19 protein-coding genes are annotated in these 22,121 nt (G+C 73.7%); 6 read left to right on the top strand and 13 right to left on the bottom strand.

The window, feature by feature from the left end; all coding sequences use genetic code 11:
* Nucleotides 1–7: 7 nt before the first annotated feature.
* Nucleotides 8–796, top strand: coding sequence for an SAM-dependent methyltransferase (locus FKN01_RS14235; RefSeq protein ID WP_143620269.1), 789 nt, complete (start codon nucleotides 8–10; stop codon nucleotides 794–796).
* Between the two features lie 18 nt (nucleotides 797–814).
* Here the strand turns inward: FKN01_RS14235 and FKN01_RS14230 are convergent, their stop codons facing one another.
* Nucleotides 815–2,314 carry an acyl-CoA synthetase gene (locus tag FKN01_RS14230; protein WP_143620267.1) on the bottom strand — a complete coding sequence of 500 codons (1,500 nt, stop codon included), beginning with the start codon at nucleotides 2,312–2,314 and terminating at the stop codon, nucleotides 815–817.
* A 176-nt stretch (nucleotides 2,315–2,490) separates the two neighbouring features.
* Here FKN01_RS14230 and FKN01_RS14225 point away from each other — a divergent pair, with 176 nt between their 5' ends.
* Nucleotides 2,491–4,320 carry a serine hydrolase domain-containing protein gene (locus FKN01_RS14225; RefSeq protein ID WP_143620265.1) on the top strand — a complete coding sequence of 610 codons (1,830 nt, stop codon included), beginning with the start codon at nucleotides 2,491–2,493 and terminating at the stop codon, nucleotides 4,318–4,320.
* Between the two features lie 66 nt (nucleotides 4,321–4,386).
* On the opposite strand, the gene FKN01_RS14220 is transcribed toward FKN01_RS14225, so the two are convergent.
* The 4 genes from FKN01_RS14220 to FKN01_RS14205 form a co-directional block, all read right to left on the bottom strand.
* Nucleotides 4,387–6,450, bottom strand: coding sequence for a serine/threonine-protein kinase (locus FKN01_RS14220; protein ID WP_143620263.1), 2,064 nt, complete (start codon nucleotides 6,448–6,450; stop codon nucleotides 4,387–4,389).
* Nucleotides 6,432–7,367, bottom strand: coding sequence for an oxygenase MpaB family protein (locus tag FKN01_RS14215; RefSeq protein ID WP_143620261.1), 936 nt, complete (start codon nucleotides 7,365–7,367; stop codon nucleotides 6,432–6,434). Before FKN01_RS14215 ends, FKN01_RS14220 begins: the two co-directional genes overlap by 19 nt.
* A 107-nt stretch (nucleotides 7,368–7,474) precedes the next feature.
* Nucleotides 7,475–8,620, bottom strand: coding sequence for a methyltransferase (locus tag FKN01_RS14210; RefSeq protein WP_143620259.1), 1,146 nt, complete (start codon nucleotides 8,618–8,620; stop codon nucleotides 7,475–7,477).
* An 84-nt stretch (nucleotides 8,621–8,704) separates the two neighbouring features.
* A complete protein-coding gene (locus FKN01_RS14205; protein WP_143620257.1) occupies nucleotides 8,705–8,905 on the bottom strand; it encodes a hypothetical protein in 201 nt (66 codons plus the stop codon).
* A gap of 248 nt (nucleotides 8,906–9,153) precedes the next feature.
* On the opposite strand from FKN01_RS14205, the gene FKN01_RS14200 reads away from it, so the two are divergent.
* Together FKN01_RS14200 and FKN01_RS14195 are read left to right on the top strand one after the other, a co-directional pair.
* Nucleotides 9,154–9,972 carry an endonuclease I family protein gene (locus FKN01_RS14200; RefSeq protein WP_143620255.1) on the top strand — a complete coding sequence of 273 codons (819 nt, stop codon included), beginning with the start codon at nucleotides 9,154–9,156 and terminating at the stop codon, nucleotides 9,970–9,972.
* A 125-nt stretch (nucleotides 9,973–10,097) separates the two neighbouring features.
* Nucleotides 10,098–11,213 carry a chemotaxis protein gene (locus tag FKN01_RS14195; protein WP_143620253.1) on the top strand — a complete coding sequence of 372 codons (1,116 nt, stop codon included), beginning with the start codon at nucleotides 10,098–10,100 and terminating at the stop codon, nucleotides 11,211–11,213.
* 66 nt (nucleotides 11,214–11,279) lie between these two features.
* Here FKN01_RS14195 and FKN01_RS14190 read toward each other — a convergent pair whose 3' ends face one another.
* The 7 genes from FKN01_RS14190 to FKN01_RS14160 form a co-directional block, all read right to left on the bottom strand.
* Entirely contained in the window at nucleotides 11,280–13,658 is a 2,379-nt protein-coding gene (locus tag FKN01_RS14190) for a phosphoketolase (protein WP_143620251.1), read from the bottom strand.
* A gap of 43 nt (nucleotides 13,659–13,701) precedes the next feature.
* Complete coding sequence (locus FKN01_RS14185) at nucleotides 13,702–15,114, bottom strand: NADP-dependent succinic semialdehyde dehydrogenase (protein WP_143620249.1); 1,413 nt, start codon at nucleotides 15,112–15,114, stop codon at nucleotides 13,702–13,704.
* Between the two features lie 176 nt (nucleotides 15,115–15,290).
* Nucleotides 15,291–15,818, bottom strand: coding sequence for an ATP-binding protein (locus tag FKN01_RS14180; protein WP_143620247.1), 528 nt, complete (start codon nucleotides 15,816–15,818; stop codon nucleotides 15,291–15,293).
* A gap of 136 nt (nucleotides 15,819–15,954) precedes the next feature.
* The gene (locus FKN01_RS14175; protein ID WP_143620245.1) at nucleotides 15,955–18,054 is read right to left on the bottom strand and encodes a xanthine dehydrogenase family protein molybdopterin-binding subunit; all 2,100 of its coding nucleotides are present in this window, start codon (nucleotides 18,052–18,054) and stop codon (nucleotides 15,955–15,957) included.
* Between the two features lie 18 nt (nucleotides 18,055–18,072).
* On the bottom strand, nucleotides 18,073–19,059 hold the full coding sequence (locus FKN01_RS14170) for a xanthine dehydrogenase family protein subunit M (protein ID WP_143620243.1): 987 nt from the start codon (nucleotides 19,057–19,059) through the stop codon (nucleotides 18,073–18,075).
* Nucleotides 19,056–19,628, bottom strand: a complete 573-nt coding sequence (locus tag FKN01_RS14165; protein ID WP_143620241.1) for a 2Fe-2S iron-sulfur cluster-binding protein — start codon at nucleotides 19,626–19,628, stop codon at nucleotides 19,056–19,058. Before FKN01_RS14165 ends, FKN01_RS14170 begins: the two co-directional genes overlap by 4 nt.
* 96 nt (nucleotides 19,629–19,724) lie before the next feature.
* Complete coding sequence (locus FKN01_RS14160; RefSeq protein ID WP_143620239.1) at nucleotides 19,725–20,117, bottom strand: hypothetical protein; 393 nt, start codon at nucleotides 20,115–20,117, stop codon at nucleotides 19,725–19,727.
* Nucleotides 20,118–20,324: 207 nt separating this feature from the next.
* Here FKN01_RS14160 and FKN01_RS14155 point away from each other — a divergent pair, with 207 nt between their 5' ends.
* Both FKN01_RS14155 and FKN01_RS14150 read left to right on the top strand, forming a co-directional pair.
* Nucleotides 20,325–20,657 (top strand): DUF6479 family protein, encoded by a 333-nt coding sequence (locus FKN01_RS14155; protein WP_143620238.1) that lies wholly within the window; start codon nucleotides 20,325–20,327, stop codon nucleotides 20,655–20,657.
* Nucleotides 20,658–20,782: 125 nt separating this feature from the next.
* Nucleotides 20,783–21,601, top strand: coding sequence for a VOC family protein (locus tag FKN01_RS14150; protein ID WP_143620236.1), 819 nt, complete (start codon nucleotides 20,783–20,785; stop codon nucleotides 21,599–21,601).
* A 10-nt stretch (nucleotides 21,602–21,611) separates the two neighbouring features.
* Here FKN01_RS14150 and FKN01_RS14145 read toward each other — a convergent pair whose 3' ends face one another.
* The gene (locus FKN01_RS14145) at nucleotides 21,612–22,103 is read right to left on the bottom strand and encodes a GNAT family N-acetyltransferase (protein ID WP_260696874.1); all 492 of its coding nucleotides are present in this window, start codon (nucleotides 22,101–22,103) and stop codon (nucleotides 21,612–21,614) included.
* Nucleotides 22,104–22,121 lie beyond the last annotated feature (18 nt).

Here is a 22,121-nt window from a genome sequence, read left to right as displayed (position 1 = left end):
GAGCACCATGACGGCAGGCCCGGCCGGTACACCAATCGACACCAGCAGGCCGCACCCGGCCCGGGTCTACGACTACCTCCTCGGCGGCAAGGACCACTACCCGGTCGACCAGGAACTGGGCGAGCAGATGCCGGAGCTGGCGAAGGTGGGCGTCGCGCAGAACCGGGCCTTCATGCACCGGGCGGCCCGCTGGGCGGCGCGGGCGGGCATCGGCCAGTTCCTGGACATCGGGACCGGCATCCCGACCCGGCCGAACCTCCACCAGATCGTCCAGGAGGTCGACCCGGCGGCCCGGGTCGTGTACGCCGACAACGACCCGATCGTCCTGCGGCACGCGGAGGCGCTGCTCGTCAGCTCCCCGGAGGGCGCCACCGACTATCTGGAAGCCGATGTGCGCGAGCCGGAGAAGATCCTCGCCCACGCCCGTACGGTGCTGGACTTCGGCCGGCCGGTGGCGCTGTCGATGATCGCGCTGATGCACTTCCTGGCCGACGAGGACGATCCGTACGGCATCACGCGCACGCTCGTGGACGCGCTGCCGGCGGGCAGCTGCCTGGTGCTGTCCCACTTCACCGTGGATTTCCTCGTCGTCGACCAGGCGGCGCTCGACCGCTACCGGTCGAGCGGCATCACACTGCAGCCCCGCAGCGGTGCGGAGGTGGCCCGGTTCTTCGACGGGCTCGACCTGGTCGAGCCGGGCCTGGTGGCCGCCCCGCGGTGGCACCCCGGCCCGCCCGCACCGGAGCACCGGGGGGCGACCGACACCATCTACGCGGGGGTCGGCCGGGTCCGGTGAGAGGAGGCCGGGCGGCCGTCAGGCGAGGCGGTCGCGCAGTTCCCGCTTGAGGATCTTGCCGCTGGCGTTGCGCGGGAGGGCGTCCGTGAACACCACCCGCTTGGGCGCCTTGAAGTGCGCGAGCCGTTCGCGGGCGTGCGCGATCAGCTCCTCCTCGGCGGCCTCGCCCTTCAGGACGACGACGGCGGTGACGGCCTCGATCCAGCGCTCGTCGGGCAGCCCGACGACGGCGGTCTCGGCGACGGCGGGGTGGGTGTAGAGGGCGTCCTCGACCTGCCGGGAGGCGACGAGGACCCCGCCGGAGTTGATGACGTCCTTCACCCGGTCGACCACGGTGAAGTAGCCCTCCGCGTCCCGGACCGCGAGGTCGCCGGAGTGGAACCAGCCGTCGCGGAACGCCTCCGCGCTCTCCTCGGGCTTGTCCCAGTAGCCGGTGCACAGCTGGGGCGAGCGGTAGACCACCTCGCCCGCGGTGCCGTCGGCGACGTCCTCGCCGTTCTCGTCGACCACCTTCGCCTCCACGAAGAGGACGGGCCTGCCGCACGAGTCCATCCGGCCCTCGTGCTCGTCCGGTCCGAGCACGAGGGCCAGCGGGCCGATCTCGCTCTGTCCGAAGCAGTTGTGGAAGGCGAGGCCGGGCAGCCGGTCGCGGAGGCGCTCCAGCACGGGTACGGGCATGATCGACGCCCCGTAGTACGCCTTGCGCAGGCCGCCGAGGTCGCGGGAGGCGAAGTCGGGGTGGTTGGCGAGGCCGATCCAGACGGTGGGCGGGGCGAAGCGGCTGTCGGCCCGCCCCGACTCGACCAGGTCGAAGATCCGGTCCGCGTCCGGTGCGTCCAGAACCGTGTTCTCGGCGCCCACCGCGAGGTAGGGCAGCAGGAACACGTGCATCTGCGCCGAGTGGTAGAGCGGCAGCGCGTGGACGGGCCGGTCCCCGGCGCTCAGGCCGAGCGCGGTGATCGCGCTGACGTACTCGTGGACGAGGGCGCGGTGGGTCATCATGGCGCCCTTGGGAAGCGCGGTCGTCCCGGAGGTGTACAGCAGCTGGACCAGGTCGTCGCCGTCCGGTTCGCGCGCCGGGGCGAAGGAGCGCGGGGTGCCCAGCGCGGCCAGCAGTGAGGTGTCGTCGTCGCGCAGCGCCCGTACGGCGGGGCCCTCGGGGAGGCGGTCCGCGAGGCCCGGGTCGGTGAGGACCAGGGAGCTGGTGGACTGGCGCAGGATGTACGCCAGGTCGTCGCCGGTGAGGTTCTGGTTGACGGGCACATGGACGAGCCCGGCCCGGGCGCAGGCGAGGAAGGCGATCAGGTACGCGTCCGAGTTGTGGGCGTAGGCGGCGACCCGGTCCCCCGGGCGCAGCCCGTGGTCCTCGGTGAGGACGGCGGCCGCGGTGCCGACGGCCTCGTCCAGTTCGCGGTAGGTCCAGGCCCGGTCGGCGTACCGCAGGGCGGTCCGTCCGGGGGTGCGCCGTGCGCTGCGGGTCAGGACGCCGTCGACTGTGCTGCTGCGTACACCGGTCATGGCGTGATCCTGTGCGGCGGGGACGCCGCGGTCAAGGGCCTGACGTGACATCAGATTCTTTACCGTTCCCACCCCTACGGCACGGCGGAACCTGACAGTACTCTCTGCTCGGCAGGAAGTTTCACGCTCGGAAGAGATTTCGAAAGTTACTTTCAGGCATCGGGAAGGGGTTGTGCATGACGCAGGACACGGCGGCCGGGGGCATCAGCCGGCGGGGGCTCGGCGGTGGGATGCTGGCCCTGGGCGGGGCACTCGCCCTGGCGCCGATCCCGTTCGCGGGCACGGCGTCCGCCACGGAGCCGGGGGCGGGGTCGTCGCAGATGCACGCGGACAGGGGCGCGAAGCCGACGCTGCGGCGCGGGTCGGCCGAACGGGCCGGGCTGCTGCCGGAACCGCTCGACCAGCTCGTCACCGAGGCGGAGCGCTATCTGGCCGCTTCGCCGAAGCACCCCTGGTACGCGGGCGCGGTGCTGCTCGCGGGCCGGGGCGGGACGGTGGCACTGCACCACCCGATCGGCAAGGCGGTGCGTTATTCGGCGTACGACGAGACGACCGACACCGGGGTGGAGTTCCCCGAGGACCAGCAGATCGCGATGGCCGAGGACACGGTCTTCGACCTGGCGTCGGTCTCCAAGCTGTTCACCTCGATCCTGGCCGTGCAGCAGATCGAGCGCGGCACGCTGGAGCTGGAGGCGACGGTCGCCTCCTATCTGCCCAAGTTCGCCGGCGGCGGCAAGCAGGACATCACGATCCGTCAGCTGCTCACCCACACCTCGGGGTTCACCGCCTGGATTCCGCTCTACAGCGCGCCGACCAGGGAAGGGAAGCTGGAGCTGCTGTGGAAGGAGGTTCCGGCCAACCCGCCGGGCACGGTCTACCTCTACTCCGACCTCAACCTGATCTCGCTCCAGCTGGTCCTGGAGAAGCTGACCGGGCAGACCCTGGACGTGCTGCTGCGCGACCGGATCACCGGTCCGCTCGGGATGCGGCGCACCCGTTACAACCCGCCCGCCTCCTGGAAGCCGAAGATCGCCGCGACCGAGGACGCCCGGCTCCCCTGGTCCGGGCTCGACCGCGGCCTGGTCTGGGGCGAGGTGCACGACGAGAACGCGTTCAGCCTGGACGGGGTCGCCGGGCACGCCGGGGTGTTCTCCTGCGCCTGGGACCTGGCGATCCTCGCGCGCACCCTGCTGAACGGCGGGGTCTACGGGCGGGCCCGCATCCTCTCGGCGGACTCCGTCGGCCTGCTGTTCACCGACTTCAACACGGCGTTCCCCGGTGACGCGCACGGCCTGGGCTTCGAGCTCTACCAGCACTGGTACATGGGGGCCATGGCGACGCCCCGGACGGCCGGGCACACCGGCTTCACCGGGACCAGCCTGGTGCTGGACCCGACCACGGACTCGTTCCTGATCGTGCTGGGCAACTCGGTGCACCCCGTGCGCAGCTGGCGGTCCGGCAGCGCGCCCCGGGTGGCCACCGCCAACCAGATGGCCCGGGCGGTCGCGGTCCGGCCGGCCCGGGGGCGTACCGCCTGGTTCTCCGGGATGGCGAGCGCGTCCACGGCCACCCTGGCGCTGCCCGCCCTGCCGCTCTCCTCCTCGCGGGCCCGGCTGAGCTGCGCGGTGTGGTGGGACACCGAACCGGCGTCGGACTTCCTGTATCTCGAGGCTTCGACGGACGCCGGCGCCACCTGGCGGCCGGTCCCGTTCACCACCACCGCCACGGGGCAGGCCGGGCGCCCCCGCCCCGAGCGGCACCCGGAAGGTTCGCTCTCCGGCTGGTCGGGCCGGGTCTGGCACCGCCTCGACGCGGACCTCGCCGCGGTGCGCGGCGCCGGGGTGCTGCTCAGGTGGCGCTACACCACGGACAAGCTGTACGTGGGCCGGGGCGTGTACGTGGACGCCATCAAGGTCGAGGACGGCGGCCGTACGGTCTTCGACGAGGGCCGGCCGTCGGACGCCCGGCGCATCGAGGCCACGGGCTGGACCGCCTCGGCCGGCTGACCGCCCCCCGGAACGCGGGGCGGGCGGGCCCGGCCGCCCGCCCCGCTCCGGCGCTCCCGGCCCGTGTCAGGGCGGGGCGTGACCGCGCTGCCGGAGCGCCGCCACCTCGCGGTAGAGGTCGGCGGCCTCGCGGGCGCGGCCCAGCTGTTCGAGGCAGTGCGCCTCGTCGTCGCGGCCGGAGAGGGTGTCGGGGTGGGCGGGGCCCAGCAGCCGGGTCCGGGCGTCGGCGACCTGGCGGTAGAGGGTGAGCGCGTCGGTCCAGCGCCCCAGCCAGCCGAGGGCGACGGCGACCTCGCGGCGGCTGACCAGGGTGTCGGGGTGATCGGGGCCCAGGACGCCCTCCCGGGCGGCGCACACCGCCCGCGCCTCGGCCAGCGCCTCGTCCCAGCGGGCCAGCCGGCCGAGGTTGACGCCCAGTCCGTGGCGGGCCCGCAGGGTCTCCGGGTCGGTGGGGCCGTTGACCCGGGTGCGGTCGGCGACGAGCGCCCGGTACAGCTCCAGGGCGTCGGCGCTGCGGCCGAGGCGGCCCAGGCTGATGCCGACCTCGTAGCGGGTGGCGAGGGTGTCCGCGTGCTCGGCACCGAGCAGCCGGGTCCGCGCCTCGGCGACCCGGCGGTACGTGTGCAGGGCTTCCGTCCACCGGCCGAGCCGGCCCAGCGTGTAGCCGACCTCGTAGAGCGTGACCAGGGTGTCCGGGTGGTCGGGCCCCAGCACCCGGGCGCGGGCGGCGGCCACGTCGCGGGCCGTGCGGTACGCGTCCTCCAGGCGCCCCAGTCTGCTGAGGCTGAAGGACAGGTTGTGCCGGCAGCGCAGGGTGTCGGGGTGGTCGGGGCCCAGCGCGCGCTCCCGTGACGCGAGGACGGAGGCGTGCAGTTCGTGGGCCTCGGTGTGCCGGCCGAGGCGGCCCAGCGCGTAGGCCATCTGCTGCCGGGCGGCGAGCGTTTCGCCGTGTTCGGCGCCGAGGGCGCGGGCGCGGTCCTCGGCGATGCGGCCGAACTCGCGCAGCGCGTGCTCGGCCCGGTCCCCGCGGGCCGGGCCGGGGCTCGGGGCCCCGCGGCCGGCCCGGGTGCCGGGCCCGGCGGTCGCGGTGGTCCAGATGAGGGTGAGGCCCGCCGCGTGGTCGGGCGGCGCCAGGGGGCCGGCGGTGCCCGTCGCCTTGTGGCCGCCGGTCATCGTGTGCGCCCAGGCGGGCAGCGCCGAGGCGGGGGCGGGCGTCCGGCCGGCGAGGGTGGCGTGGGCGGGCGGCGCCTTGCCGGCCGGGCCGGGGAAGGGCTGCTCGCCGGTGCGGCCGACGGCGATGCGGCGGCGCAGGTCGTGGGCGTCGGCCGGGCGCTCCTCGGGGGTCTTGGCGAGCAGGTCGAGGACGACGCGGTCGAAGAACCCGGGGAGTTCGGCGCGGCGGGAGCGCAGCGGTTCGGGCTGTGTGTCGCGGTGGCCGACGAGGATGCCCCAGGAGTCCTCCAGGTCGAAGGGCGGGGCTCCGGTCGCGATCTCGTACAGCACGCAGCCCAGCGAGTAGAGGTCGCTGCGGTGGTCGACCTGGCCGCCGCTGATCTGCTCCGGCGACATGTAGTGCGGGGTGCCCATGGCGATGCCGACGCCGGTGAGCCGGGAGGTGACCGGGATGCCGTGGCCCGGCCGGGCGATGCCGAAGTCGCAGATCTTCACCGTCCCGTCGGACAGCCGCATGATGTTGGCGGGCTTGAGGTCCCGGTGGACGATGCCCTGCTGGTGGGTGTAGCCGAGCGCGTCGGCGACCTGCTCGGCGATGTCCACGATGTCGTCCACGGGCAGCGGGTGCTGCTCGTTGTCCGCCAGGAGCTGGCTGAGGTTGCGGCCGTCCAGCAGCTCCATCACGAGGTAGAGCACGCCCTCGTACTCGCCGAAGTCGTGGACGACGGTGACGCCCCGGTGCTGGAGGGCGGCGGCGACCCGGGCCTCGCGGCGGAAGCGTTCGCGGACGACGCGGGTGTAGTCCTCGTCGTGCTGGGCACTCATCGGCTTGAGGCATTTGACGGCGACCTGGCGGCCCAGCGCTTCGTCGCGGGCGCGCCAGACCTCGCCCATGCCGCCGCGACCGATCAGGTCGAGCAGCCGGTAGCGGCTCTGGATCAGCCTGGTTTCCGCCATCCTTGTCGCCGCCCCCGTCGTTCAGCCCGCTGTCGCCGCACCCTCCCGGGTCCGTCCAGTATGGCCGCCTGCCTCTTCAGTGTGTACGGGGTGGGGCGGCTGCCGGGGCCGAGTCGCGCCATCGCGTTCATGATGTGACCGGGCGGAAGCCGCCACCGCAGCCGGGCGGGGACCGCCCGCAGCAGCGCCCCGGCGGCGCGCAGCCGGCGGTCCACGGCGGCGGGCGGCGGCGCGGGCCTGCCGTACAGCTCATGGGCGAACGGCGGCAGCGACTGGTACGCGAGGGTGGCGACCCGTCGCCACAACAGGGCGCGTACGGGGACGAGGAGCGGGGGCACGGGCGGGCGGCGCAGGAAGCCGTCGACGTCCAGCGCCTCCGGGGTGCGGGCGAGCCGGGGCCGCGTGCGGGCGAAGTAGCCGGCCATCTCCGCGGTCGTCGCGGGTACGTCGTCGGGGTCGAGGCCGACGAGCCGGGCGCTGTGCCGGTGCTCGGCGATGTACTGGTCGGCCTGCCGGGCGGTGAGGGGGTAGCCGGAGCGGCGCAGGACCTGGAGGTAGGAGTCGGCTTCGGCGCAGTGCACCCACAGCAGCAGCTCGGGCTCGTCCACGCCGTGGGTGCGGCCGGTCGCCGGGTCGGTGACCTTCAGGCGGGCGTGGATCTTGCGGACCCGGGCGCCCGCCTTCTCGGCGGCCTCGGTGGTGCCGTAGGTGATGGTGCCGACGAAGCCCGCCGTGCGCATGAGCCGACCCCAGGCGTCCTCGCGGAAGTCGGAGTTCTGCATCACGCCGCGCACGGCGAGGGGGTGCAGCGCCTGGAGGTAGAGGGCCCGCACCCCGGCGATCCACATCATCGGGTCGCCGTGCAGCTGCCAGGTGACCGACGCTGGTCCGAAGAGCCCGGGGTCGGCTTCCGTCATGTGTGGGTCCCTCCCGCTCGGGCGCGGTCCGGCGCCGCTCGCCGGACTCCCCCAGTGTGGCCGGGGACGCGCCCGGTGGGCACCCCCGCCGCCGGGGCGGGCGGCGCTCAGCGCCTGACCGCGCGCAGCACCACGAACTTCGGGTCGCCGGCCACCGTCTCGCAGTTGCCGAAGACGCGGCGCAGGGTGGTGTGGTGGCCCAGGTGGCGGTTGGCGACCACCCAGAGCTCGCCGCCCGGGCGCAGGGCGCGCCGGGCCCCGCGGAACATGCCGCGGGCGGTCGCGTCCGTGGTGGCCTGGTGGGAGTGGAACGGCGGGTTGTTGAGGACCAGGTCCGCGCTCCCGGGCTCCGCCCCGGCCAGGGCGTCCCCGACGACGAAGCGCGCCCGGGCGTCCGGCCCCGTGTTGTCGCGGAAGGTCGCCTCGGCCGACGCCACGGCCTGGTGGGACTCGTCGACGAAGGTGAGGATGGCGTCGGGGTTGGCGAGGGCGGCGGCGAGACCGAGGACACCGTTGCCGCAGCCCAGGTCCACGACGCGGTCGGGGCCGCTGCGGTCCGGCAGGTGCTTGAGGAAGAAGCGGGTGCCGATGTCGAGCCGGTCGGCGCAGAAGATCCCGGCGTGGTTGGTGACGGTGCGCCCGGCCGCAGCGCCGGCGTCCGGGGGCAGCTCGTAGCGCAGCGGCCAGGGGCTGGGGGTGCGGGGCAGGGCGGGGTCCGGGGTGCAGTGGATGAGCCGGGCCTTGCGGACCGCGAGAGAGGTGCGGGTCGGGCCGATGACGCGCTCAAACAGGCTGAGCGTGGAGGTGTGGATCTCCTTGACCATGCCGGTGCCGACGATGACCGTGCCGGCGTGCACGGCGGGCGCGATCCGGTGGAGCTGGTCCTCCAGGAACGCGAGGCTCTTCGGTACGCGTACGAGGAGCACGTCCACGCGGTCCGGCGGGGTGTCGCGCGGGGACAGCAGGCGCACCGCTCCGGCGGGCAGTCCGTTCCGTTCCAGGTTCGCGGCGGTCGCCCGCTGCCCCAGGTAGGAGTCGCTGATCTGTACGGGGCGGTGCTCGGCCAGGACCGTGCTCAGGGCGCCCCAGCGGTCGCCGATCACGACGACGTTCCCCGACATGTCCACCGCCTCGTCGTGGAGGTGCTGGAGGAGATAGGCGTCGGCCGCGTCCCAGGCGCGGAACGGGTCGCGGGGGTCCTCGGGGAAGCGGGCGAGGTCGTAGTCGGCCTCTGACGTCGTCAAACGGTTCATTGTGCGTTCAGGCTAACCGAGCGGCGCCGGGCGCCCGTACCCGCCGAGGGCGCGACGGCCGTGGCCGCCGCGCCGTACCGCTGTCTACGGCAGTCGCTTGTCGATGGCCGCCCGGCCCTCCCTGGCCAGGGTGCGCTCCGCCCACTCGAGGTTCTCCGGGGTCAGGTCACGCCCGGACGCGAGCACCAGGTCCTCGGCGGACGGGTTGTCGCTGGCGCCGGTGTGCAAGAGGTCGTCCGGAGTCAGGCCCCGGGTGCTGGATACGGAATCGGACTCGTCGCTCATGCCGCCCTCCTTGTCCTTCCCGTCATTCTCGCCCGCCTCCGGTGCTCCCGCATCCGAGAGCGGGGCGGGGTCCCGGAACGGGCGCCGGGCCCTCACTTGACCTGCACATGATAGTTACGCCGGGTTCACACATCGTGACGGTCCGCATGGGACGCTCCCGCGTACACATAGCGGACACGGCCACCGCGGAGCCGTCCCCCACTCTCGACGGCGCCGCGGTGTGCGTATTCCCGGAGAGGACACCCCACATGTCCCGTCGTCACCTTCCCGCGCGCCGCGCGCTGCCCGCCGCGCTCGCCGCCCTCGCGGTGCTCACCGGCACGGCAGCCGCCGCACCCGCCCCGACGCCACCGCCCGCCGCCGCATCCGCGCTCGGCGCGCTGGACGACACCTACTACGAGGACGCGGCCGGCAAGACCGGCGCCGCACTGAAGAGCGCCCTGCACACGATCATCAGCGACCAGAGCAAGCTCACCTACAGCCAGGTCTGGGACGCCCTGAAGGACACCGACGAGGACCCGGCCAACCCCTCGAACGTCATCGAGCTGTACACCGGGCGCTCCGAGCCCAAGAGCGACAACGGCGGCAACCCCGGCCAGTGGAACCGCGAGCACGTCTGGGCCAAGTCCCACGGCGACTTCGGCACGGCCACCGGCCCCGGCACCGACATCCACCACCTGCGCCCGTCCGACGTCCAGGTCAACTCCACGCGCGGCAACAAGGACTTCGACAACGGCGGTACGGAGCTGAGCGCCGCCCCGGGCAACTACACGGACTCCGACTCCTTCGAACCGCGCGACGCCGTCAAGGGCGACGTGGCCCGGATGATCCTCTACATGGCCGTGCGCTACGAGGGCGACGACGCCTTCCCCGACCTGGAACCCAACGACAGCGTGTCCAACGGCTCCGCACCGCGCATCGGCCGGCTCTCCGTGCTCAAGACGTGGAGCGAGCAGGACCCGCCGGACTCCTTCGAGAAGCGGCGCAACGACGTCATATACGAGGACTACCAGCACAACCGGAACCCGTTCGTGGACCACCCCGAGTGGGTGGAGGCCATCTGGTGACGACCTGACGGGGCGGACCGCACCCGGGATGACCAACTCGCCCACATGAGGATCAAAAGGTATGAATTGACTCGTTGATCCACCCGCTCCGCACGCAGTGCGCGCAATTCCCCGGGAGGGAACTGATGGACACGGACGCCCTGACCGCCGGCCTGCTGCAGGAGCTGCGTCGCACCAGGCCCTATCCGGCCCTGTCCCTGACCATGCCGACCCACCGGCGCGCCCCGGACAACGCCCAGGACGCGGTACGCCTGCGCAACCTGCTCTCCGAGGCGCACAACCGGCTGGAAGCCGATCCGGAGGTCGGCCGGGACGCGTGCGCCGCGATCAAGCAGCAGCTCGACCGCGCGGCCGGCGAACTCGACCAGCGCCGGGCCCTGGACGCGCTCGTGCTCCTCGCCACGGCCGACGAGTACCAGATCTGGCGGCTGCCGCGTACCACGCCCGAACGGGTGGTGCTGAGCGACAGCTACCTCACCCGGAACCTGGTCGCCGCGAAGGCGCAGGCGCGCCCCTTCTGGGCGCTCACCGTGGCCGCCGACCACGCCGCCCTCTTCAGCGGCACCACGGAGTCCGCCCAGGAGGCCCACGCCGGCGGCTTCCCGCTGACCGCCCCGCGCGAGGAGTTCAACCCGCAGCGCATGGAGCGGACCGGCGACACGCCGTCCAACTTCGCCAGCGAGGACACCCGCAACTTCCTGCGCACGGTGGACGAGAAGCTGCGTGCCGTCCTGGCCACCGACCCCCGTCCGCTGTACCTGGTGGGCATCGCGCCGGCGCTCGCGCTGTTCGACGAGGTCAGCGAGTGCGCGAAGGACGCGGTCGGCCGGGTCACCAAGGGCGCGCCGGCCGACAACGCGCCCCGCGACCTGCTCACCGAGCTGCGCCCGGCCCTGGACGCCCGGCGCGAGCACTTCGCGAAGGAGATCGACGGGCGGCTGGACGCGGCGCGCGGCCGCAAGGCGTTCGCCGGCGGGCTCGACGAGGTGTGGGCCGCGGTGCGCGAGGGCCGCGCCGGCCTGGTGGCCGTGGAGGAGCACTACCAGCAGACGGTGCGGGTCGACCAGGAACACCTGAAGCCGGTGACGGACGACGTGGTCGACCCGTCCGACGTAAGCGTGCGCGAGGACATCGTGGACGAGCTGGTGGAGGCGGCGCTGGACAGCGGCGCGGAGGTGTTCTTCGTGGCGGACGACTCGCTCAAGGGGCACGGCAGGATCGCTGCCGAACTGCGCTTCTGAGCGAGCCGGTTGCGTGGTGAGGGCCCGGACGGAGAATCCGTCCGGGCCCTCACCGTGCACCGGGGCTCAGCCCTCCCAGGACCAGTTGGCCACCTCGGGCAGGTCGGTGCCGTGTTCGCGGATCCAGGCGTGGTGGCGGGTGCGGGTGTCCGCCATCTCCTGACGCACCGCCACGGCGCGCACGCCCAGGCCGGGGACCCGGTCGATGACGTCCATGACGAGCCGGTAGCGGTCGAGGTCGTTGCGGACCACCATGTCGAAGGGCGTGGTGGTCGTGCCCTCCTCCTTGTAGCCCCGCACATGCAGGTCGCCGTGGCCGGCGCGGCGGTAGGCCAGCCGGTGGATCAGCCACGGGTAGCCGTGGTACGCGAAGATGACCGGCTTGCCCCGGGTGAACAGCGCGTCGTACTCGGAGTCCGGCATGCCGTGCGGGTGCTCGGAGTGCGGCATGAGCCGGGCCATGTCGACGACGTTGACCACCCGCACCGCCAGCTCCGGCAGATGGCGCCGCAGCAGCTGGGCGGCGGCCAGGGTCTCCAGCGTGGGTACGTCACCGGCGCAGGCGAGCACCACGTCGGGCTCGCGGCTGCCGTCCTCCGTGCCCGCCCACTCCCAGAGGCCGGCGCCGCGCGCGCAGTGCGTCCGCGCCTGGTCGAGGGTGAGCCAGTCGTAGCCGGGCTGCTTGCCGGCCACGATCACGTTGACGTAGTCCCGGCTGCGCAGGGCGTGGTCGGCGACGGAGAGCAGGGTGTTGGTGTCCGGCGGGAGGTAGACGCGTACGACTTCGGGGCTCTTGTTGAGGATGTGGTCCACGAACCCCGGGTCCTGGTGCGAGAAGCCGTTGTGGTCCTGGCGCCAGACGTGTGAGGTGAGCAGGTAGTTCAGCGAGGCGATGGGGCGGCGCCAGGCGAGGCGGCGGGAGGTGCGCAGCCACTTGATGTGCTGGTTGACCATCGAGTCCACGATGTGCGCGAACGCCTCGTAGCAGGAGAACAGCCCGTGCCGGCCGGTCAGCAGATAGCCCTCCAGCCAGCCCTGGCACAGATGCTCCGACAGGACCTCCATGACCCGGCCGTCCCGGGCGAGGTGCTCGTCGGTCGGGAGGGTGCGGGCCTGCCATGCCTTGCCGCTGGCCTCGTAGACGGCGTCGAGCCGGTTGGAGGCCGTCTCGTCGGGGCCGACGAGGCGGAAGTCCCTGCGGTCGGCCGTCGCGGCCATGACCGCTTCGAGAAGACCGCCCAGCACGCGGGTGGGCTCACGCAGCGTGGTGCCGGGCCGGTCCACCGGGACGGCGAACGCGTCGAGGTCCGGGACGGGCAGGTCGCGCAGGAGCAGGCCGCCGTTGGCGTACGGGGTGGCGCCGAGGCGGGCGGCGCCCTCGGGGACGCAGGCGAGGACCTGCTGCGTGGGGCGGCCCTCGGCGTCGAAGAGTTCGTCCGGCCGGTAGGACCGCAGCCACGCCTCCAGCTGGCGCAGGTGGCCGGCGTCGTCGCGGACGCCGGGCAGCGGGACCTGGTGGGCGCGCCAGGTGCCTTCGACGGGCAGCCCGTCGACCTCGGCGGGCCCGGTCCAGCCCTTCGGGGTCCGCAGCACGATCATCGGCCAGCGCGGGCGGTCGGTGTCGCCGCCGGTGCGGGCGGCGGCCTGGATCTCCGCGATGCGGTCGGCGGCGCGGTCCATGGCGAGGGCCATCGCCCGGTGCACGGCGCGGGGTTCGTCGCCCTCCACGTAGAGCGGGTCGTGGCCGTAGCCGCGCAGCAGGGCGTCGAGCTCGGTCTGCGGGAGGCGAGCCAGGACCGTCGGGTTGGCGATCTTGTAGCCGTTGAGGTGGAGGACCGGCAGAACGGCCCCGTCGTGCACCGGATCGAGGAACTTGTTGGCGTGCCAGGACCCGGCGAGCGGTCCGGTCTCCGCCTCGCCGTCGCCGATGACGCAGGCGACCAGCAGCTCGGGGTGGTCGAGGGCGGCACCGTAGGCGTGGGCGAGGGAGTAGCCGAGTTCGCCGCCCTCGTGGATGGAGCCCGGCGTCTCGGGGGCGACGTGGCTGGGGACGCCTCCGGGGAACGAGAACTGCTTGAACAGCCGCCCCATGCCCTCCGCGTCCCGGCTGACGTCCGGGTACGCCTCCGAGTAGCTGCCCTCCAGCCAGGAGCCGGCGAGGACGGCGGGCCCGCCGTGGCCGGGGCCCCAGATGCACAGCGCCGGTGTGCCGCGCGCGCTGATGAGGCGGTTGAGGTGGGTGTACACGAGGTTGAGCCCGGGCGAGGTGCCCCAGTGGCCGAGCAGCCGGGGTTTGATGTGCTCGGGGGCGAGCGGCCGGGTCAGCAGGGGGTTGTCCATCAGGTAGATCTGCCCGACGGCCAGGTAGTTGGCTGCCCGCCAGTGCGCGTCCAGCGCGTCGAGTTCCTGGTCGGACGGGCCGGACGGCGGTGGGGCGTCGCTCATGGTGACCTCTCAGCGGGGCTGGTGCGGGACGTCGCGCGTACGGTCACCGGGGCTCGGAGCCGTACCAGACGGTGGTGGCGTTGCAGAACTCCCGGATGCCGTGCCCGGCGAGCTCACGCCCGTAGCCCGAGCGCTTCACCCCGCCGAAGGGCAGCGCGGGGTGGGAGGCGGTCATGCCGTTGAAGAAGACGCCGCCCGCCTGGAGGTCCCGGACGCAGCGCTCGGCCTCGCCGGCGTCGCGGGTCCACACGTTGGAGCTGAGCCCGAAGGAGGTGTCGTTGGCCACGTCCACGGCCTCGTCGAGGCTGTCCACGCGGTAGAGGGTGGCGACCGGGCCGAAGGTCTCCTCTCGGTGGACGCGCATCCCGGGCGTGACGCCGGCGAGGACGGTGGGCGCGTAGAACCAGCCGTTCTCCAGCCCGCCGCCCAGGCCCTCGGGGCGTTTGCCGCCGCACAGCGCCTCGGCGCCCCGGTTCACCGCGTCGTCCACCAGCTCCTCCAGGTCCGCGCGCCCCTGTTCCATGGCGATCGGCCCGACGTCGGTGGTCTCCTCCAGCGGGTCGCCCACGGTCAGCTCCCGCATGCCGACGGTGAAGCGCTCGGCGAACTCCTCGTAGACCTCGGTGTGCACGATGAACCGCTTGGCGGCGATGCACGACTGGCCGTTGTTCTGGACGCGGGCGGTGACGGCGGTGCGGGCGGCCTTGGCGACGTCCGCCGAGGGCAGGACCAGGTAGGGGTCGCTGCCGCCGAGTTCCAGGACGGTGTGCTTGACCTCGTCACCGGCGATGGCGGCCACGGAACGGCCGGCCGGTTCGCTGCCGGTGAGCGTCGCGGCGGCCACCCGGCGGTCGCGGAGGATGCCCTCGACGGCCTTGGAGCCGACGAGCAGGGTCTGGAAGCAGCCGGCCGGGAAGCCGGCGCGGTGGAAGAGGTCGCCGAGGTACAGCGCGGTCTGCGGCACGTTCGACGCGTGCTTCAGCAGGCACGTGTTGCCGGCCATCAGGGCGGGGGCGGCGAAGCGCACGACCTGCCACAGCGGGAAGTTCCACGGCATCACGGCGAGGACCGGGCCGAGCGGCCGGTAGCGGACGTAGGCGCGCACCGCGCCGGAGTCCTCCACATCGGCGGCTGCCGGGTGTTCGTCGGCGAGCAGTTCCTCGGCGTGTGCGGCGTACCAGCGCATCGCCTTGGCGCACTTCGCGGCCTCGGCGCGGGCCGCCGTGATGGGCTTGCCCATCTCCAGGGTCATCGTGCGCGCGATGTCCTCCCGGTCCTCGTCCAGGAGGCCGGCGGCCCGGTCGAGCAGCCGGGCGCGTTCGGCGAACGTGGTGGTGCGGTGGTCGCGGAAGGCGGCGTCGGCCGCGGCGATCCGCTTCTCGATCTCGTCGTCCTCCAGCGCGTCGAACGTCCTGAGCGTCTCGCCGTTCGCGGGATTGACCGTCGCGATGGGCATGCCTGTGGCCTCCTTGCCTCGGTACTCCGACCGTGCCGCGCGGCGGGCCCGCCCGCAACGCGGGCCGTGCGCGGCACCGCCCCCGCCACCGCATACCCGGCCGGCGCGGATCATGCGTGCTCGGGGCATGCGATCCGCGCCGGCCGGGGGCCCGCGGTGGGGCGGGGGCGTGTGTCTCAGACGAGCGCGGGGGCGGCGTCGGGGACGGGGACGGTCTCGTCGGCGGCGGCCGGGACCGGTTCGGGGATCTCCGCGACCGCGGCCGGCGGGCGGCGGGACTCGCGGACGCCGGGCAGCGGCGGCAGCGGCACCAGCTCGATGTGCTGGGGCTCCTGGGCGTACCGGGTGAACCAGACGACCTTGCCGTCGGCGGTCCGGCAGGTGCCCCAGCTGTCGCTGAGGGCCATGACCCGGCTCAGGCCGCCGCCCTCGTGGAGCAGCCGCGGCATCTCGGAGCCGTTGTCGGCGACGGAGACCGTGAGGTGCCGTCCGGACCAGCGGAGTTCGACGACGCAGCGGTTGTCGTCACCGACGTGCCGGTGGACATTGGTCAGCAGCTCCTCCACGGCACGGCACACGGGCCGTACGTGGAGTTCGAGACTCCAGTGCCGCAGGTGGGCCGCGATTATGCGTCGCAGCTGGTCCACGCGGTCTGCGGAAACCTGGAGTTCGACCAGATAGTGCCGGTCGAGTGGAACGGTCATCGTCGAGGCTCCTCACATCGAGGCCCACGACTTCGCCTCGTTGAACCAACGACCCCCGAATACGAAGAGTGAGCAGATGTCTCTTCTGGGTCACTCCACAGGGTGACCCGGCTGGGCCGGTCGCGCAACATTTCGGTCAGGCCAGGTGGGTGAGCACCCGGTCGGGTGTGAGGGGCAGGGTGCGCAGGCGGACGCCGGTCGCGTGCCGGAAGGCGTTCCCGACGGCCGCGGCGGCGCCGACGATGCCGATCTCGCCGATGCCCTTGCTGCCCATGGGGTTGAGGTGGGGGTCGTCCTCCTCGATCCAGTACGCGTCGACGGCGGCCACGTCGGCGCAGACGGGGACGTGGTAGGAGGCGAGGTCGCACTCGGTGAAGTCGCCGTGGACCGGGTCCAGGGTGGAGCCCTCGGTCAGGGCCATGCCGATGCCCATGGTCATGCCGCCGATGAACTGGGACCGTGCGGTACGGGGGTTGAGGATGCGGCCGGCCGCGAAGACGCCGAGCATCCGGCGCACCCGGACCTCGCCGGTGCGGGTGTCGACGGCGACCTCGGCGAAGTGCGCCCCGAAGGCGTGGCGGGCGTACGGGGATTCCTCGGCGGTCTCCTCGGCGGTGTCGGCGGTGACGGTCACCCCTTCGGCGGGCAGCGGCCCGGTGCGCGCCGCGAGCTCCGCCGCGAGCCCGGAGGCGGCCTTGTGCACGGCCCAGCCCCAGGAGGCGGTGCCGGACGAGCCGCCGGCCAGCGGGGCGTCGGGCAGGTCGCTGTCGCCGATGTCGATGGCCACGTCGTCCAGCGGTGCGCCCAGCGCCTCGGCGGCGATCTGGGCGAGGACGGTGCGGGCGCCGGTGCCGATGTCGGTGGCGTTGACGGCGATGCGGTAGGTGCCGTCCGGGCGGGCGTGCGCCGAGGCGTGGCTGGGGCTCGCGTAGACGGGGTAGGTGGCGGAGGCGACGCCCGTGCCGAGCAGCAGGGCGCCCTCGCGGCGGACGCCTGGGGCCGGATCGCGGCCCTGCCAGCCGAAGCGTTCGGCGCCCTCCCGCAGACAGGCCGCCAGGCCCCGGCTGCTGAAGGGCTTGCCGGAGTCGGGCTCGTCGGCCGGGTCGTTGCGCAGCCGCAGTTCGACGGGGTCGGCGCCGAGTTCCGCCGCGAGTTCGTCCATGGCGGATTCGAGGGCGTACATGCCGGGGCACTCGCCCGGGGCGCGCATCCACGACGGGGTGGGCACGTCGAGGGCGGTGACCCGGTGCGCGGTGCGGCTGTGCGGTGAGCCGTACATGACGCGGGCGGGGACGGCCGCCTGCTCCACGAACTCCTTGACCCTGGAGGTGTGGGTGATGATCTCCTGGGCGACCGAGGTGAGCGTGCCGTCGGTGCCGGCGCCGAGCCTGACGCGCTGCACGGTGGGCGCCCGGTGGCCGACGAGCGCGGGCATCTGCCGCCTGGGCAGGGCGAGTTCGACGGGGTGGCCGGTGTGCAGGGCGGCCATCGCGGCGAGCACCGCCTGCGGGCGCGGGGTGCCCTTGGAGCCGAAGCCGCCGCCGACGTGCTCGGAGACGGCGGTGACCCGGTCGGTCCCGATCCCGAAGGCGGCGGCGAGGCTGTCGCGGACCTTGGTGGCGCCCTGGCTGGAGTCGTACACGGTGAGGTGGCCGGCGGGCGACCAGTGCGCGGTCGTGGCGTGCGGCTCCATGGGGTGGTTGTGCAGCGGCTCCAGGGTGTACGTGACGTCGACGCGTACCGGTGACGCCTCGAAGGCCCGGTCGAAGTCACCGCGTTCCCGGACGGCGGGGTAGCCGCCATTGGCCTGTTCCGGGGTGTAGAGGCCGGGGTGGTCCTCGGTGAGCAGGACGTCGTGCGGGGTGGTCTCGTACGTGATGTGGAGGGCGGCGGCTCCGGCCCGGGCGCTCGCGAGGCTGTCGGCGACGACGAGCGCGACGGGCCAGCCGCGGTGGGGCACCCGGTCGTCCTGGAGGACGGCGAGGATCGGGTCGTCCGGCTCGGCCAGGCGCGGGGCGTTGTCGTGGGTGAGCACGGAGTGGACGCCGGGGTGGGCGAGGGCGTCGACGGTGCGGACGGCGGTGACCCGGCCGGTGGGCACGGAGGCGGGGACCGGCCAGGCGTACAGGCAGCCGGGCAGGCCGCGTTCGGCGGCGTAGCGCGCGGCGCCGGTCACCTTGGCGCGGCCCTCGCGGCGGACGGCGGGCGCGCCGAGCGGCTGGGGGGCTTGGCTCATGGCTGGATCCTCGGCTCTTCAGGTGCGGGCGGTGAGTTCGGCGAGGGCGTCGACGGCCAGGTGCCGGGCGAGGCGGACCTTGAACGCGTTGTCGCGCAGGGGGCGGGCGCCGGCCAGCTCGGCGTCGGCGGCCCGGAGGAAGGTCGCGTCGGTGGCGGGTGCGCCGCGCAGGATCTCCTCGGCGGCGCGGGCCCGCCAGGGGCGGTGGGCGAGTCCGCCGAACGCCAGGGCCGCGTGCTCGACGCGCCCGTCGCGTACGCGCAGGACGGCGGCGACGGAGGCCAGGGCGAAGGCGTAGGACGCGCGGTCGCGGGCCTTGCGGTAGAGGCAGACCGTGCCGTCGGCCAGGGGCGGCAGCAGCACCTCGGTGACCAGCTCGCCGGGCCGGACGACCGTGTCGGCGTCGGGGTTGTCGCCGGGCAGCCGGTGGAAGCCGGTCACCGCGACGGTCCGTTCGCCCTCCGGCCCGTGCAGCACCACGTCCGCGTCGAGCGCGGCGAGGGCCACGGCCATGTCGGAGGGGTGGGTGGCGACGCACTCCTCGGAGTGCCCGATGACGGCGAGGTCGCGGTGGTTGCCCTCGATGGCGGGGCAGCCGGTGCCGGGTTCGCGTTTGTTGCAGGGCTTGGAGGTGTCCTGGAAGTAGGGGCAGCGGGTGCGCTGGAGGAGGTTGCCGCCGGTGGTCGCGATGTTGCGCAGCTGCCCGGACGCGCCGGCCAGCAGCGCCTGCGACAGGGCCGGGTAGCGGGTCCGTACGGCGGGGTGGGCGGCCAGGTCGCTGTTGCGCACGGTGGCGCCGATGCGCAGGCCCCCGTCGGCGGTGTCCGTGACCTGGTCGAGCGGCAGCCGGCTGACGTCGACCAGCATGCCGGGGGTCTCCACCCCGAGCTTCATCAGGTCGACCAGGTTGGTGCCGCCGCCGAGGAACTTGGCGCCCGGGTGGGCGGCGCAGGCGCGTACCGCGTCGGTGACGGTCTCGGCGCGCAGGTAGGCGAAGGGTTTCACGACGCCACGTCCTCGATGGCCTCGACGATGCGCGGGTAGGCGCCGCACCGGCAGAGGTTGCCGCTCATCCGTTCCCGGATCTCCTGCGGGTCGAGCCGGGTTGGTGCGGCGACGGGCGCGTCGTGCGGGGTGACGTGCGAGGGGTGGCCCTGGCCGGCCTCGGCGAGTACGCCGGCGGCGGAGCAGAGCTGGCCCGGTGTGCAGTAGCCGCACTGGAACGCGTCCCGCTCCAGGAACGCCTCCTGGAGCGGGTGCAGCCGGTCGCCGTCCGCCAGGCCCTCGACCGTGGTGACGCGCGCCCCGTCGTGGGCGACGGCCAGCAGCAGGCAGCTGTTGGCGCGGCGGCCGTCCACGAGGACGGTGCAGGCGCCGCACTGGCCGTGGTCGCAGCCCTTCTTCGCCCCGGTGAGGTCCAGGTGGTGGCGCAGGGCGTCCAGGAGGGTGGTGCGGTGGTCGAGGGTGAGGGTGCGCTCGGTGCCGTTGATGTGCAGGGTCAGGGTGGCGGAGGGGAGGTCGCCGGGCGCCGGCGGTTCGGCGGCGCCGCCCTCCCACGAACTGGTCGGGTCCACGCGCGACACCTTTCGACGAAGTCACTTTTGTCCGATTTCTACCAGATGCGAGGGCCGCCTCGGACCCTCGCGGCGGCCCCGCATGGGGCAGTCGGCCTACTTGTTCTCCAGGCGCAGCCGCACCTCTTCCTCCTGGTCGCCCGAGACCGTGCCCACCACCCGGACGGCGAAGGCGTCGGCCAGCCCGCCCCGGAGCCGGTCGACGGCGTGATAGCCGCCCTGCGCGTCGAGCGTGACGGGGGCGCCGAGCGTCACGGCCCCCGAGACCACCCGGGCCTCGGACACGTCGACGGTCGCGGACCACGCCGTGGGCCGCTTGCCCGCGGTCTCATGGGGTACGTCGGCCGAGGAGCGGTCGGTGGTGAAGGCGGCCCTCAGCACGTCGAAGACGGTGCGCGCGTCGTCCTCGGGGCACTCGCTGAGGACGACCGACACCTCCTGGTCGTGGTGGTCCTGCGTGGCCTGTCGCTTGTCCTGTGCGCTGTTCACCGCGGCTCCTTCCGAAGGGGCATTGCCGTCCTCTCCAGGCTCACCCCGCGCACGGTCGGCTGCGACAGGAGCGGCCCGGAATCCCCCGCGTGCCCGGCGCGGCCGGTGCTCACACCGCCCGAAACGTTTTCGGCGCCCTTATCCACTTAAAACATGAATTCGATCGCTGCCCCGAGTGACGCCTGTGTCCTGGGGTATCCGGCAAGCATGGATGTTTCGGATGGAGCCCTGAATTCCCTGGCGGTCACCCTCGCGGACGGACGCGGCGCGACGGGCGTCGTGCTGGGCGTGATCGGCGTGCTCCTGGTGCTCATGCTGATCGGCGCTTTCCTGCTGGGCAAGCGACGGCACGACCAGGAGCTGCCCCCGCCCCGGCCGGACGAGCAGCCGGTCGGCCCCGGCCACCGCACCCACGAGGAGAAGCCGGACGTCCACGGCGACGACCGCTTCCCGGCGGACGGGCGCGGCCTGTCGCCGTACGAGCTCGGTGAGCACGGCAACGAGCCGATCCGCCACGAGGACGACGACAAGCGCGACTGACCGGCCCCGCCCGGGGGTGCTGGGCGGTGCCGCGTTTGCGGGAGCGGCCGCTCCCGGCAAGGCTTGGTGACGGTCCCGAAGCCCGTCGGCACATCTGCCGCACCCTCCACGAAGGCAGTGGCACCATGACCCCAAGCACCCCCGGCACGCCGCCCGCGCGGGCGGCCCTGACCGGGTCCGCCGCTCCCTGCTGGGTCAATCTGATGACCCGCGATCTGGAGTCCGCCCAGCGGTTCTACGGCCCGGTGATGGGCTGGAGCTTCCGTCCGGGCAGGCTCGGTGACGACTTCTCGGTGGCCCGCCGGGGCGACGTCCCGGTCGCCGGCATCGGGGCCGTGGCCACCGCCTTCCGCGTCGCGGTGGCCTGGACGCCCTACTTCGCCGTCCGTGACGCCGATGTGGCCGCCTCCCGCATCCGCGAGCGCAGCGGCACGATGGCGGTGGGACCGCTGACGCTCGGCAAGGGCCGCGGCGCGCTCGCCGCCGACCGGGACGGCGCCGGATTCGGCATCTGGGAGCGGACCGCGCCGGCGACGTCGCCGCCCGCACCGGACGACCACGCGCACGCCTGGCTGCGGCTGCGCACCCGGAGCGCCTTCGACGCCGCGATCTTCTACGGCGAGGTGCTGGACTGGGCGAGCGGGCAGCCGGGGGCCTGCGAGGTGTCGTACGCGAAGGACGAGGTGATCGTCCAGTGCGGGGGCCGCCAGCTGGCCCGGATCAGCTCCGGCGCGGTCGAGGCGGCTCCCGATCCGCTGATCCGCCCGCACTGGCAGGTCAACTTCCCGGTGGACGACGTGACGCTCGCCGTGGAGCGGGCCCGCGAGCACGGGGGCTCCCTGGTGGAGGAGCTGTCGCAGCCGGAGGGCCGGGAGGCGACGCTCCTGGACCCGGACGGCGGGCTCTTCACCGTCACGGACGTCCACCGCGCGTCGGACGGCTGAGGGGCGCGCCTCAGGCGACCGGCAGCAGGAGTTCGGGCCTGTCCCACATCACCGCCGGGGGCGCGGCCCGTACGGTGCCGGTGCGCTCGGCGCCCATGCTCAGGTAGAAGCCCTCCGCCGGGGGATGCGAGACGACGCGGACGCCGGGCAGCCCCCGCGCGTCCGCCTCCGCCCGCAGGTGGCCGATCAGCAGCCGCCCGGTGCCGGAGCCCTGGGCGTCGTCCGCGACGAAGAGCAGGTCCAGCTCCGGCGGGTCCAGGACGAGCGCGTAGAAGCCGAGCACGCGGTCCGTCGCCTCCCGGACGGCCACGAAGACCTCATGGGCCTCGATGTAGTCGGGACCCACCCGGTACCCGGCGACCATCGGCGCGTAGGGGCCCTCGTAGGCGCGCGAGGCCCGGACGAGCCGGGTGAGGCGCTTGGCGTCGCGCGCGGTCGCCCGCCTGACGCGGACCGGGCCGCCGGGCAGCCGACGGCCCGGCGGCGTAACGCTTGATCTCATGCGGCGAGTATTACGCAT

It is taken from the genome of Streptomyces sp. 130, assembly GCF_007096885.1.
Classification (GTDB): Bacteria; Actinomycetota; Actinomycetes; order Streptomycetales; family Streptomycetaceae; genus Streptomyces.
Note: the sequence above shows the minus strand (reverse complement) of the source record. Positions and strands in the feature narration are given on the sequence as shown.

Coding starts and splice junctions, on each gene's coding strand:
- FKN01_RS14235 (WP_143620269.1), top strand. CDS start 8: ATGACGGCAGGCCCGGCCGGTACACCAATCGACACCAGCAGGCCGCAC.
- FKN01_RS14230 (WP_143620267.1), bottom strand. CDS start 2,314: ATGACCGGTGTACGCAGCAGCACAGTCGACGGCGTCCTGACCCGCAGC.
- FKN01_RS14225 (WP_143620265.1), top strand. CDS start 2,491: ATGACGCAGGACACGGCGGCCGGGGGCATCAGCCGGCGGGGGCTCGGC.
- FKN01_RS14220 (WP_143620263.1), bottom strand. CDS start 6,450: ATGGCGGAAACCAGGCTGATCCAGAGCCGCTACCGGCTGCTCGACCTG.
- FKN01_RS14215 (WP_143620261.1), bottom strand. CDS start 7,367: ATGACGGAAGCCGACCCCGGGCTCTTCGGACCAGCGTCGGTCACCTGG.
- FKN01_RS14210 (WP_143620259.1), bottom strand. CDS start 8,620: ATGAACCGTTTGACGACGTCAGAGGCCGACTACGACCTCGCCCGCTTC.
- FKN01_RS14205 (WP_143620257.1), bottom strand. CDS start 8,905: ATGAGCGACGAGTCCGATTCCGTATCCAGCACCCGGGGCCTGACTCCG.
- FKN01_RS14200 (WP_143620255.1), top strand. CDS start 9,154: ATGTCCCGTCGTCACCTTCCCGCGCGCCGCGCGCTGCCCGCCGCGCTC.
- FKN01_RS14195 (WP_143620253.1), top strand. CDS start 10,098: ATGGACACGGACGCCCTGACCGCCGGCCTGCTGCAGGAGCTGCGTCGC.
- FKN01_RS14190 (WP_143620251.1), bottom strand. CDS start 13,658: ATGAGCGACGCCCCACCGCCGTCCGGCCCGTCCGACCAGGAACTCGAC.
- FKN01_RS14185 (WP_143620249.1), bottom strand. CDS start 15,114: ATGCCCATCGCGACGGTCAATCCCGCGAACGGCGAGACGCTCAGGACG.
- FKN01_RS14180 (WP_143620247.1), bottom strand. CDS start 15,818: ATGACCGTTCCACTCGACCGGCACTATCTGGTCGAACTCCAGGTTTCC.
- FKN01_RS14175 (WP_143620245.1), bottom strand. CDS start 18,054: ATGAGCCAAGCCCCCCAGCCGCTCGGCGCGCCCGCCGTCCGCCGCGAG.
- FKN01_RS14155 (WP_143620238.1), top strand. CDS start 20,325: ATGGATGTTTCGGATGGAGCCCTGAATTCCCTGGCGGTCACCCTCGCG.
- FKN01_RS14150 (WP_143620236.1), top strand. CDS start 20,783: ATGACCCCAAGCACCCCCGGCACGCCGCCCGCGCGGGCGGCCCTGACC.
- FKN01_RS14145 (WP_260696874.1), bottom strand. CDS start 22,103: ATGAGATCAAGCGTTACGCCGCCGGGCCGTCGGCTGCCCGGCGGCCCG.